Consider the following 11,012-nt stretch of genomic DNA (forward strand, 5'->3'; position numbering starts at 1 on the left):
CCGGGGCACGGGCGGCTGTGTCGCTGTGCCCTTCGCGGCCTGCGTCACTCCCTGCGGACCGACAACGCCCCCGGCAGCAGAACCAGGGCAAGCGCCGCCGCGACCACGTACAGACCGGCCGCGCCCAGAGCCACCGCGTGGAACCCCCGCAGGAACCGCTCCTGCGCCGCCGGCTGCCCGGCCACCGCCCCCGCGACCGCGATCCCGATCGCCCCGCCGGTCTGCCGGGCGGTGTTGTTGACGGCCGAGGCGAGCCCCGCTCGCTCGCCGGGCACCGCGGCGATGGCGGCCGCCACCACGGCCGGGGTGAGCAGCCCGACCCCGATCCCCCACAGCAGGAACGCGGGGACGAGCAGCGCGAGCCCGGAGGCGGCCGTGGCCCCGGTCAGCAGGGCCAGTCCGGCCGCGGCGACGAGCAGCCCGGCGGCGGCCGGGATCCGGGCGCCGATCCGGCTGGTGATCCGGCCGCCGAGCAGCGCGAACACGGCCAGCGGGGTGAACAGCGGCAGCAGGGCAAGACCCGCCTGGAACGCCGAGCGGTGCTGCACCGACTGCAGGAACAGCGGCAGCACGAACAACGTGCCCAGGGTGCACAGGTTCATGATCCCCGCGGTGGCGTTGGCCGCACCGAACGCGGGCCGGCGCAGCAGCGCGGGCGGGATCATCGCCGTGTCGCCGCGCCGTCTCTCGGCGACGACGAGCACGGCCAGGGCCGACACGGCGGCACCGGCGGCCGCGAGGACCGCGGGCGCGGTGGCCCCGGAGCGGCCGCCCTGGATGAGGGCGTAGGTGGCGGCCAGGAGGGCCACCGCGCCGAGGAGCAGCCCGGGCAGGTCCAGCGGGGCGGCGTGCTCGTCCCTGCTCTCGCGCACGAGGACCGCGGACAGCGGCAGGGCCACCAGCACGATCGGGACGTTGATGAGGAAGATCGCCCGCCAGCCGAGCCCGTCCGTGAGGGCGCCGCCAAGCAGCGGTCCGGCCGGCAGGGCGAGGCTGCCGATGCCCGCCCACACGCCGATCGCCCGGGCGCGCTGGGCGTCGTCGGGAAAGGCGCGGCCGATGATGGCCAGCGTGCCGGGCAGCAGCAGCGCCGCGCCGATGCCCTGCACCACCCGGGCGGCCACCAGCACGGGCACGCCGGGGGCGAGGCCGCAGCCCAGCGACCCGGCGCCGAACACCGCGAGCCCGGCCAGCACGACGCGTCTGTGGCCGTACCGGTCCCCGGCTGTGCCGCTGGTCAGCATGAGCGAGGCGAGGGCCAGCGCGTATCCGTCGACCACCCACTGCAGTCCCCCGACGTCCGTGTCGAGCCCGGTGCCGATGGAGGGCAGGGCGACGTTGACGATCGTGACGTCGAGCAGCACCAGGAAGTACCCGGCGCACATCACGACCAGGACGGTGTACGGGGAGCCGGTTCGGGTGGCCGGCCGTACCGCGCGACGCAGGAGCGTTACCGGTGAGAAGGCCATGCACCACGGGTACCACGCGGCACTGACAACGCTCCTGACGAGGCTCTTCGCCTCGTCGCCCGCCCGAGGGCGTCGCCCGCTAGACGGGGTCGCCGGCCACGTGCGCGTGCAGGTGCTCGTCGTGCCAGCCGTCGGCGTGCAGGAGGGCACTGCGCTGGGTGCCCTCGTAGGTGTATCCGGCCTTCTCGGCGACCCGGCAGGACGCCGGGTTGGCGACCGAGTGGCACAGGCGCAGGCGGTGCAGGCCCAGGTCCTCAAGGGCCCACCGGGTGAGCCTGCGGGTGGCCTCGACGGCGATGCCGCCGCCGCGGGCCTCGGGCAGCAGCCAGTAGACGATCTCGGCGCTGCCCACGTGCAGATCGATGTCGCCCCACCCGCAGAGGCCGACGACGGGACCCGCGAGCCTGGCGATGGCCCATATCGCGGCGGTCTCGGCCTGCCAGCGCGCGTGCATGCGCCCGATCCTGCCGCGCGCCTCTTCGGGGCCGGCGACGGTGAACCGGTTCCACCGGCGGATCGCCGGGTCCTGGCCTGCCGTCACGAGGGTGCCGGCGTCGTCGAGGCGCCACGGCCGTAGCTCGTGTCCGCCGGGCAGGGCGAGCACGGGCTGCTCGCCGCGTGCCATGCGGCCCTTGGGAACGACGTCACCGGGGACGCCCGTGTCAGAGATCATCTCGGCATCCTGGCACAGGACCGCTACCGCCGTGGCAGGCGGTGCAGGGTCACCTCCGTGAGGGCGCCGTCGGCCAGTGTCGCGGTGAGGTAGGTGCAGTGGGGCTGGCGGCGGCGGTCGGTCGGGGAGCCGGGGTTGAGCAGGCGCAGGCCGGTCGGGGCGGTGGTGTCCCAGGGAATGTGGCTGTGCCCGAAGACCAGCACGTCGAGGTCGGGGAAGCGGGCGACGCAGCGGGCCTCGCGGTCCTGGGCGGGACCGGTCTCGTGCACCACCCCGAAGCGCAGGCCGCCGAGTTCGGCGTGGGCCACCTCGGGGAGTCTGGCCCGCAGTTCGGGGCCGTCGTTGTTGCCGTAGACGCCGATCAGGCGGCGGCTGCGGCTCTCCAGCAGGTCCAGGGTGGCGGTGTCGACCCAGTCCCCGGCGTGGAACACGACGTCCGCGCGCGGGAGTTCGGCCAGCAGCTGCTCCGGCAGACGCTTGGCGCGCTTGGGCAGATGGGTGTCGGACACCATCAGCAGACGCACAGCCCCAACCTAGCGGAGAGCGATCCCGCAATTCAGTCAGGCGAAACTGAACAGTTTGAGCTGGACAGTTTTGGCTGTCGGCCCTACGCTGGCGGGCATGGCAGACATCTCCGACTCCGCCACCCGCGCCGCGCGCGATCTGCGCGTGGTCTTCAGCAGGCTGCGGCGTCGCCTCCGCGAGGTCGCGCAGGACACCGACCTCAGCCCGTCCCAGGAGTCGGCGCTGACGCTCGTCGGCAAGCACGGCGCCGCCACGGCCAGCGCGCTCGCCGCCACCGAGGGCGTACGCCCGCAGTCGATGGCGACCACCCTGGCCGTCCTGGACCAGCACGGTCTGATCCGGCGCGCCCCCGACCCGGCCGACGGCCGCCGTCAGCTGGTCACGCTGACCGACGCGGGCAGGGCCCGTACAGAGGGCAACCGGCAGGTGCGGGAGGAGTGGCTGGCCCGCGCCTTCCAGGACCGGTACACCGAGGAGGAGCGGCAGACCGTCCTCGCCGCGCTGGAGCTGATGGATCGGCTGTCGCAGCCGTGATACCGAGGCACGCGGCGGGCACCGCGCGGACCACACGTCCCTCCCCCGCCGGATTCGACCGGCGGCTGATCCCGCCGATGGTCCTCGGGTCGGTGCTGAACCCGGTCAACTCCTCGATGATCGCCGTGGCGCTGGTGCCGATCGGCGTCGCCTTCGGCGCCCCGCCCGCGCAGACGGTGTGGCTGGTCTCGGCGCTGTACCTGGCCACGGCCGTCGGTCAGCCGGTCATCGGCCGCCTGGTGGACATGTACGGCCCGCGCCGGCTCTACCTCGCCGGCACCGGCCTGGTCGGCATCGCCGGTCTGCTCGGCGCGCTCGCGCCCTCGCTCGGCGCGCTGATCGCGGCCCGCGTGCTGCTCGGTCTCGGAACGTCGGCGGCGTATCCGGCGGCCATGCGGCTGACCCGCTCCGAGGCCGAGCGCACCGGGCGGGACAGCCCCGCCGGGGTGCTGGCCGCGCTCGCCGTCGCCAACCAGACGGTGGCCGTCATCGGGCCCGCGCTCGGCGGGCTGCTGATCGGACTGGGCGGCTGGCGTGCCGTATTCACCGTCAACGTGCCGCTGTCGGCGGCCTGCCTGGTGCTCGGCACGCTCCGGCTGCCCCGGACCGAGACCCGGCGGCGCAGCGTGGACCTGACCGGCATGGCGCTGTTCGCGCTGCTCCTGGTCGCGCTGATGCTGTTCCTGATGGATCCGCGCGCAGACCGCTGGTACCTGCCGGTGCTCTCGGCCGCCGCTGCCGCCGGTTTCGGCTTGCGCGAGCTGCGGGTGCCGGACCCGTTCGTCGACCTGCGCGTCCTCGGCGGCAACGGCCCGCTGATCGCCACCTATCTGCGTCAACTGCTCGCCTACACCACGTCGTACGTCTTCATGTACGGCTACACGCAGTGGCTGGAGCAGGGGCGTGGTCTGAGCGCCTCCACCGCCGGGCTGGTGCTGCTGCCCCAGTCGGCGGCCGCGCTGGTCGTGTCCGCGCTCACCGGGCGCCGGGAGGCGGTGCGCGGCAAACTGCTCATCGGCTCCGTGCTGCAGATCGCCGGCTGCGCCCTGATGCTCCTCGTGCACGCCGGGGGGCAGTTGTGGCTGCTGCTCGCGGTCGGCGCCGTGCTCGGCGTTCCGCAGGGCTTGCTCGGCCTCGCCACGCAGAACGCCCTGTACCGGCAGGCCGACCCGGAGCGGATCGCCTCCGCGGCCGGCCTGTTGCGGACCTTCGGCTACCTCGGCGCGCTGGCCGCGTCAGCCGCCACCGCGGCGTTCTATCCGCACCGCGCCGACACCTCCGGGCTGCACGGCCTGGCCCTGTTCATGCTCGCCTGCTCCGTGCTGTTGCTGGCGACGACCCTGCCGGACCGATCCCTCGGCCGGCTCACCCCCGCGAACACCGCACCCACCGGAAAGGCCTGACCGACCCATGTCGCTCACCACGCTCGACCCCCGTACCGCCCTGGTCGCGATCGACCTCCAGAACGCCATCGTCGCCATGCCCACCCAGCCGCACCCGGGCCCCGAGGTGGTGGCGCGCACGGCCGAACTGGCCGACGCCTTCCGCGCGAAGAACCTGCCGGTGGTCCTGGTCCGCGTCTCCTTCTCGGCCGACGGCGGGGACACGGTGCCCGGGCGCACCGAGCGTCAGGCCCGCGGCCTGTCGTTCCCCGAGGGCTGGGACGTCATCGTCGACGAACTGTCCGGCCACGCCGGTGACATCCTCGTCACCAAGCACAACTGGAGCGCGTTCCACGGCACCGACCTGGACGTCCAGCTGCGCCGCCGCGGCATCACGCAGATCGTGCTGACCGGGATCGCCACCAGCATCGGCGTGGAGTCGACCGCCCGTGACGCCTACGCCCACGGCTACCACGTCACCCTCGCCACGGACGCGATGGCCGACGCCGACGCCGAGGCGCACGCGGGCAGCGTCGAACGGATCTTCCCGCGGCTCGGCGAGAGCGGCACCACGGCGGAGGTCCTGGAACTGCTGGCCAAGACCCACGCCTGATCCCTGCCGGCCCGGCCCGACGCTCCCCGGAGCGACCGGCCGGGCCGGATTCCTTCAGCCTCGGGCCTGTCTTTCGTGGACAGGCGGCCACCGCTGACGGCTCAGGTCCGGCCGCCGCCTCCGCCGCCGAAGGAGCCGCTGGAGCCGGGCGACCAGCGCGCCCTGCGCTGGTCGGCGGCGCGCCGGCTGCGCACGTTGCCGAGCTGATAGGGCGTGAGGCGTTCGGCGTCGCCTTCGGCCCGGGGCACCTCGTGCGGCTCGCGCATCTCGTGGACCTCCCGGACCGGACCGGACGGCGGGACCGTGGGCTGCTCCTCGGGCCGCGGCGGGGCCGGCTCGCGTTCGCGGACCTTGATGCCCAGCCGGAAGGCCCAGATCAGCCCGGCGACGCAGACGATCCCGGCGATCAGGATGAGGACGTACCCGAAGACCTGGGCACCTGTGACTGCTTCCTGCGTGGCGATGTCCATGGCACCCGGGTACCCGCCCGCGCGGCGGATACGACCGGGTGTGCGCGGGGCGTGGCGCGGGCGGGCCGCCAGGTCACCGCACGGGGCGTCGCCCGGGATGCCCGATCGGGGGCCGGTGAGCCTGTCGGGGCAGCGGCATGGAGGGGGTGGTCTCCACGGCCGCCACGAGCCGCTCGGCGCGGCGAGCGGTGCGGATCATGTGTCCTGCTGCTCCGCCGCCGCCCGGGCCACCTCGGCCTCGATGTCGGCGCGCGCCCGGCCGGTCTGCCGGGCGTAGTCACTCAGCGCGGTCTGCACCTCGCGGTCCAGGTCCCGCCAGGCACGCAGCGCGGTCTCGTAGGTGCCCGACTGGGCGCCGGTCATTCCCCGCTCGGCCGGCGGGCCGTAGGCCTCCCGCAGCGCCTCGACCATCTGCTGCGCCGCGTCGGCCGCGCGCTGCTTCGCCACCAGTTCCTGGAAGGTGTCTGCCACGCCGACCGACCCTAGGCAAGGCCGTCGGGTGATCCCCTCCGACCTGCCGGAAGCACCCGCACGCGCACCCGAGTGGCGGCTCGGTCACCGGGGCCTGAACCAGCGCGTCAGCCGCCGGGCACGAGATCGGCCCAGACCTGTTTGCCGCCGCTGACCGGAACCGTGCCCCAGGCCGCGGAGACCGCCTCGACCAGCAGGATGCCCCGTCCGCCCGTGGCCTCCCAGCCGATGCTGGTGGGCTTGACCGGGCTGCGCGGCGAGGAGTCGGCGACGGCGAGCCGGAGCCGGTGGTTGACCAGGCTGAGGTCGAGGCGGACCTGGCCGTCGGTGTGCACGAGGGCGTTGGTGACGAGTTCGGAGACCACCAGCAGTGCCGCGTCGAGCATGTCCGGGTGGACGCCCCAGGCGCGCAGCGTGCGCCGGGTGAAGCGGCGGGCGTGCCGGGCCGCCTCCGGTACCCGCCACACCGTCCAGCTCTCCCGCAGGGGCCGTACGGCCATCCCGTCGTAGCGCACCAGCAGCAGGGCGACGTCGTCGGTGCGCCGGGCGCCGGTGAGCAGCGCGTCGGCGACCAGGCCGAGGTGGGCGGGGTCGGCCCCGGACAGCGCGCCGGCGAGCCGCTCCATGCCGGCGTCAAGGTCGGTGTCCACGGACTCCACCAGGCCGTCGGTGGTCAGCGCGATCACCGTGCCGGGCTGGAGCCGCAGCGGGGTCATCGGGAACTCCGCCTGCGCCGTCACCCCGAGCGGCGGGCCGCCCTCGGTGCGCAGCACCTCGGTACCGCCGTCCGGGTGACGCAGTATCGGCTCCAGATGGCCGGCGCGCACGCACCAGGCGGTGCCCTCCTCCATGTCGACGTCGACGTAGGCGCAGGTGGCGAAGAGGTCGGTCTCCATGTCCAGCAGCAGCCGGTTGGCGTGGGCGACGACCACGTCCGGGGCGTGGCCCTCGGCGGCGTAGGCGCGCAGCGCGGTGCGCATCTGGCCCATGAGGGTGGCGGCGCCCGCATTGTGGCCCTGGACGTCGCCGATGACGAAGGCCACGTGGTGGTCGGCGAGCGGGATCACGTCGTACCAGTCGCCGCCGACCTCCAGTCCGGCGGTGGTGGGCAGATAGCGGGCGACGGCGACCGCGCCGGGCAGCCGGGGCAGCCGGCGCGGCAGCAGGGTGCGCTGGAGCATGCCGACGAGTTCGTGCTCGGCGTCGAAGGCGTGGGCGCGCAGCAGAGCCTGGCCGGTCAGGCCGGCGCAGGCGGTGAGCAGGGCGCGTTCGTCGGGGCCGAAGTCGTGCGGGCGGTCCCAGCCGATCAGGCAGGCGCCGGCCACCCGGCCGCCGGCGGGCAGCGGCAGCACGGCGAGGCCGCCGGGCCCGACCCCGGCGAGGGCGGGTTCCAGGGCGCTGCCGGCGGGCCAGATCCGGGCGCGGCCCTCGCGCAGCGCGGCGGCGAGAGTGGGCATGGCGCGCACCGGCGCGTCGGGCCACTCGGTGCGCCATTCGGTGCGCCACACCTCGGGCCACGCCTCGGGCTCGGGCGGGTCGAGGACGGTGACGACGAGCCGGTCGTTCTCCAGTTCGGCGAGCGCGATCCGGTCGGCCCGGAGCGGGCCGCGCAGGGCGGCGACGACGGCCCGGCCGACGTCCTTGACGGTGCCGGCGGTGGCGAGGGCGGCGGCCAGGCGCTGCACACGGGCCACATCCGTGACGTCGGGGCGCAGCGTGGAGGCGTCGGCGACGGTGCCGACCAGCCGGGCCGGGCGGCCCTCCCCGCCGGGCAGCAGCCGCCCGCGCAGCCGCAGCCAGAGCGGCGCGCCGGAGGGCTGGAGGATGCGGAACTCCAGCTCGCGGTCGCCGATGGACATGTGGTCCGCCTCGACCACGGACATCAGCGCGGGCAGGTCCTCGGGCACGGCCCGTGCGAGCAGGGTCTCCACGCGGCCGTCGAAGTCGTCCCGGGCGAGTCCGAACAGCCGCAGGATGGCCTCGCCGACGTCGACCCGGCCGGTGTCCATGGCGAGGCTGAAGGCGTCCTCGGGCAGCTCGCCGGTGTCTCCCGCGGTGAGCGGGGCGGGCACGGCGACCGCGCGGGCGATCAGTTCCAGGCAGGCGCGGTCGTCGTCGCCGAACCCGCCCGGGTGCTCGCTGACGGCCAGCAGGGTGCCGGCGCCCGCCGGGCCGAGGGGCAGCGCGGCCACGGAGAAGTCCGGGGACGGCACCCGCCGGGCCTCGGGACAGCGGGCCAGTTCCTCGGGACCGAGCCACAGCGGACGCCCGGTGCGGTGTGCCTCGGCGACCGGGGACGCCCCGGCGGCCGGGTAGCCGTCGCGCAGCCCGAACAGGGTGCGCGGCAGCCCCGCCGACTCGGTGAGGGACAGGTGGGCGGGGTCGTCGCCGGGCGTGTACACCCCGGCGAATGCCGCGCCGGCGAACACCAGCGCCTGTTCGAGGACGCGGCGCAGCAGGTCCGGGGTGCCGGGGTACGCGCCGAGGGCGCCGAGGGCGGCTGCGGCACGCTCCGGCCCCGTCCTCGTGCCGCCGACCGCAGCGCGCTCGCTCACCACGTTCGCCATTACAGCGCGTGTGAGGCTCCCGCGCAGCCCCTGCGACCGCCCCTCATGGCGCCGCGGTCCGCACGCCCCGGCCGAAGGTGGCCGTCAGCGCGGCGGCGGTGACCAGCAGCGGGAAGACCAGCATCGCCGTGCCCGGAGCCCACCGGGCCAGTAGTGCCCCGGTCAGGGCGGGGGCCACGGCGGCCGCCGCGCCCGCCGCCAGCAGGAGCACACTGACGACACGCCCTTGCAGCCGGTCGGGGGTGACGGCGACCTGGTGGCCGAAGAGGGCGGCGTTCGCCGTGGGCCCGAGGAACACCGCGAACGCCAGGGGTACGGCGGCCAGGACACGGCCGGACAGCGCTGTCGCCACCGCCATCAGGGCAGCGGTGGCCCAGCACAGCGCGGTGATCAGGGTGGGCAGGCGCAGCCGCCGTTGCAGGGCGGGGGCGGCCAGGGCGCCGAGGAAGCCGCCCAGCGCGAAGATCGTGCCGGCGACGCCGACCAGGAACGGGGAGACGCCGGCCCGCCTGAGCGCGAGGGTCATGCCGAAGATCATCCCGGTGAAGGCCATGTTGAGGGGGGCCGCGATGACAAGCAGCCCCCGCAGGAAGGGGTGCCGCAGCACGAACCGCACGCCCTCCACGACGGACGCGCCGGGGGCCGCGCGCCGCCCGGAGGCGTCCGTCCGGGCCTCCTGCATCGGACGCCGGATGCTCACGATCGCGATCAGGGACAGCAGGAAGCTCACGGCGTTGCCGATGAAGGGCAGGGAGCGGCCCAGCCCGAGGAGCAGGCCGCCGAGCGGCGGACCGGCCAGCGACGTGCCGTAGGACCGGGCCTCGTTGCGGGCGACCGCGCCGGGAATCTGCTCGGGGCGCACCAGGGTGCGGATCGCGGCGTGCTCGGCGGTGCTGAAGACGGCGGTGGCGGCCGCACTGGCGACCACCACCGCGAGGATCAGCGGAACACCGGCCAGGCCCGCGACGAGCGCGCAGGTCAGCACGGTGTAGGCGGCGATCCGCAGGATGTCGCAGGCGATCATCAGGGCGCGTCGGTCGAACCGGTCGGCGAGCACGCCGGCGGGCAGCCGGCACAGCATGGTGGTGGCGAGCCCGGCGGTGCCGACGAGTCCGGCGCGGGTGGGGGATCCCGTCTGCTGGAGTATCAGCAGGGGCAGCGCCAGGTCGGCCATGGCGCCGCCGAGGTCCGACAGGCACTGTCCGGCCCACAGCAGGGTGAAGGCGCGGTTGCGCCACAGGCTCGGCGGCGGTCCGGTGTCGGGCGCGTCGGTGTCCTGTGCGGTCAGCGGTGGCCTGGTCACGCGGGGTCCTTGAGGTGGGCGGGGCCCGTCGCGGCGGGCCCCGGAGGGAGGAGGCCGGGCGTGTCCGCCCCGGCTGCCGGGTCGCCCGCCGTGGTGGAGACGACGAGCATCCGCGTGACCGACCCGTCGTCGGCGACGACGTCCCGCAGGTGCCGGAAGCCCAGGCGGCGGCACATGGCGAGGCTCGCGGTGTTCTCGGCGCCCACCATGCCGTAGGCCTCCCGGAGCCCGAGGTGATCGGCGGCGTGGCGCAGCAGCCCGCGCACCGCCTCGCCGCCCAGGCCGCGCCCCCAGTACGCGGGGGCGAGCGCGGTGACCAGTTCGTGGCCGGGGACGTTGCCGGTCCGCTTCACCTCGGCGTGGCCGGCGTAGGCGCCGTTCAGCCACAGGCCCCACACGTCGAAGCGGCGCTGCGGGTAGACCTCGGTGAGGATCGCGCGGAACAGCGCGCGCAGGTCGGGTTCGGGCACCTGTTCCTGGCCCATCCAGCGGCACACCTCCACGTCGCGCAGGAGGCCGACGAATGCGTCTTCGTCCTCGGGCCGGTAGGGGAGGAACTCCAGGTGTTCGGTGCGCAGGGCAGGTGGCATGTCGGCTCCTCGGTGGGACGCGGTGCGGTGGGCCGAGGGCGGTGGGGCGCCGGTACGGCGGGTGCGGGAGGTGGGGGGTGTGGGGTGTGGGGAGCCGCGCCGGGCCGGCCGGCCCGGCGCGGTCGCGCCGCCGCGGCCGGTCAGGCCCCGGTGTTCTCCATGCGCTCGCGCAGGCTGCGCGGGCGCATGTCGGTCCAGACCTCGTCGACGTAGGCGGTGCACTCGGCCTCGGTGCCCTCCTTGCCGACGGGCTGCCAGCCGGCGGGCACCTCCAGGTCGGCGGGCCACAGGGAGTACTGCTCCTCGTCGTTGCGCAGGACCTGGTAGCGGGTGTTCTCGTCCATGTCTCGTTCCTCGTCGTCTCTCGTGGTCTCTCGCGGTCTCTGGTCGCCGCTGGCCGCAGTCACGGGCTCGT

At 75.1% G+C, this 11,012-nt stretch carries 12 protein-coding genes; 3 read left to right on the plus strand and 9 right to left on the minus strand.

The window, feature by feature from the left end:
• Positions 1-44 precede the first annotated feature (44 nt).
• The 3 genes from ACZ60X_RS17180 to ACZ60X_RS17190 form a co-directional block, all read right to left on the minus strand.
• On the minus strand, positions 45-1,469 hold the full coding sequence (locus ACZ60X_RS17180; RefSeq protein WP_469598963.1) for an MFS transporter: 1,425 nt from the start codon (positions 1,467-1,469) through the stop codon (positions 45-47).
• Between the two features lie 79 nt (positions 1,470-1,548).
• On the minus strand, positions 1,549-2,142 hold the full coding sequence (locus ACZ60X_RS17185) for a GNAT family N-acetyltransferase (RefSeq protein ID WP_469598966.1): 594 nt from the start codon (positions 2,140-2,142) through the stop codon (positions 1,549-1,551).
• 23 nt (positions 2,143-2,165) lie between these two features.
• Complete coding sequence (locus ACZ60X_RS17190; RefSeq protein WP_469598968.1) at positions 2,166-2,666, minus strand: metallophosphoesterase family protein; 501 nt, start codon at positions 2,664-2,666, stop codon at positions 2,166-2,168.
• A 97-nt stretch (positions 2,667-2,763) separates the two neighbouring features.
• On the opposite strand from ACZ60X_RS17190, the gene ACZ60X_RS17195 reads away from it, so the two are divergent.
• Genes ACZ60X_RS17195 through ACZ60X_RS17205 form a run of 3 tightly spaced genes read left to right on the plus strand, consistent with a single transcriptional unit; the run spans position 2,764 to position 5,196 of the window.
• Entirely contained in the window at positions 2,764-3,201 is a 438-nt protein-coding gene (locus ACZ60X_RS17195) for a MarR family winged helix-turn-helix transcriptional regulator (protein ID WP_469598970.1), read from the plus strand.
• Positions 3,198-4,604, plus strand: a complete 1,407-nt coding sequence (locus ACZ60X_RS17200) for an MFS transporter (protein ID WP_469598972.1) — start codon at positions 3,198-3,200, stop codon at positions 4,602-4,604. Before ACZ60X_RS17195 ends, ACZ60X_RS17200 begins: the two co-directional genes overlap by 4 nt.
• Positions 4,605-4,611: 7 nt before the next feature.
• On the plus strand, positions 4,612-5,196 hold the full coding sequence (locus tag ACZ60X_RS17205; RefSeq protein ID WP_469598974.1) for an isochorismatase family protein: 585 nt from the start codon (positions 4,612-4,614) through the stop codon (positions 5,194-5,196).
• Between the two features lie 101 nt (positions 5,197-5,297).
• Here ACZ60X_RS17205 and ACZ60X_RS17210 read toward each other — a convergent pair whose 3' ends face one another.
• From ACZ60X_RS17210 to ACZ60X_RS17235, 6 genes are all read right to left on the minus strand, one after another.
• The gene (locus ACZ60X_RS17210) at positions 5,298-5,666 is read right to left on the minus strand and encodes a DUF6479 family protein (RefSeq protein WP_469598976.1); all 369 of its coding nucleotides are present in this window, start codon (positions 5,664-5,666) and stop codon (positions 5,298-5,300) included.
• Between the two features lie 195 nt (positions 5,667-5,861).
• Positions 5,862-6,137: a hypothetical protein gene (locus ACZ60X_RS17215; RefSeq protein ID WP_469598978.1), complete on the minus strand. Its 276-nt coding sequence runs from the start codon at positions 6,135-6,137 to the stop codon at positions 5,862-5,864.
• A 107-nt stretch (positions 6,138-6,244) separates the two neighbouring features.
• Positions 6,245-8,704, minus strand: coding sequence for a SpoIIE family protein phosphatase (locus ACZ60X_RS17220; protein WP_469598980.1), 2,460 nt, complete (start codon positions 8,702-8,704; stop codon positions 6,245-6,247).
• A gap of 43 nt (positions 8,705-8,747) precedes the next feature.
• A complete protein-coding gene (locus tag ACZ60X_RS17225; protein WP_469598983.1) occupies positions 8,748-10,007 on the minus strand; it encodes an MFS transporter in 1,260 nt (419 codons plus the stop codon).
• Entirely contained in the window at positions 10,004-10,597 is a 594-nt protein-coding gene (locus ACZ60X_RS17230; protein WP_469598985.1) for a GNAT family N-acetyltransferase, read from the minus strand. Before ACZ60X_RS17230 ends, ACZ60X_RS17225 begins: the two co-directional genes overlap by 4 nt.
• A gap of 140 nt (positions 10,598-10,737) precedes the next feature.
• Positions 10,738-10,941, minus strand: a complete 204-nt coding sequence (locus tag ACZ60X_RS17235) for an MbtH family protein (RefSeq protein ID WP_469598987.1) — start codon at positions 10,939-10,941, stop codon at positions 10,738-10,740.
• Between the last annotated feature and the right edge of the window lie 71 nt (positions 10,942-11,012).

It is taken from the genome of Streptomyces sp. NPDC104106, from assembly GCF_055584345.1.

Bases quoted from the DNA above. Each gene is read 5' to 3' on its own strand.
- ACZ60X_RS17180 (WP_469598963.1), bottom strand. From the start codon at position 1,469: ATGGCCTTCTCACCGGTAACGCTCCTGCGTCGCGCGGTACGGCCGGCC.
- ACZ60X_RS17185 (WP_469598966.1), bottom strand. From the start codon at position 2,142: ATGATCTCTGACACGGGCGTCCCCGGTGACGTCGTTCCCAAGGGCCGC.
- ACZ60X_RS17195 (WP_469598970.1), top strand. From the start codon at position 2,764: ATGGCAGACATCTCCGACTCCGCCACCCGCGCCGCGCGCGATCTGCGC.
- ACZ60X_RS17205 (WP_469598974.1), top strand. From the start codon at position 4,612: ATGTCGCTCACCACGCTCGACCCCCGTACCGCCCTGGTCGCGATCGAC.
- ACZ60X_RS17210 (WP_469598976.1), bottom strand. From the start codon at position 5,666: ATGGACATCGCCACGCAGGAAGCAGTCACAGGTGCCCAGGTCTTCGGG.
- ACZ60X_RS17220 (WP_469598980.1), bottom strand. From the start codon at position 8,704: ATGGCGAACGTGGTGAGCGAGCGCGCTGCGGTCGGCGGCACGAGGACG.
- ACZ60X_RS17230 (WP_469598985.1), bottom strand. From the start codon at position 10,597: ATGCCACCTGCCCTGCGCACCGAACACCTGGAGTTCCTCCCCTACCGG.
- ACZ60X_RS17235 (WP_469598987.1), bottom strand. From the start codon at position 10,941: ATGGACGAGAACACCCGCTACCAGGTCCTGCGCAACGACGAGGAGCAG.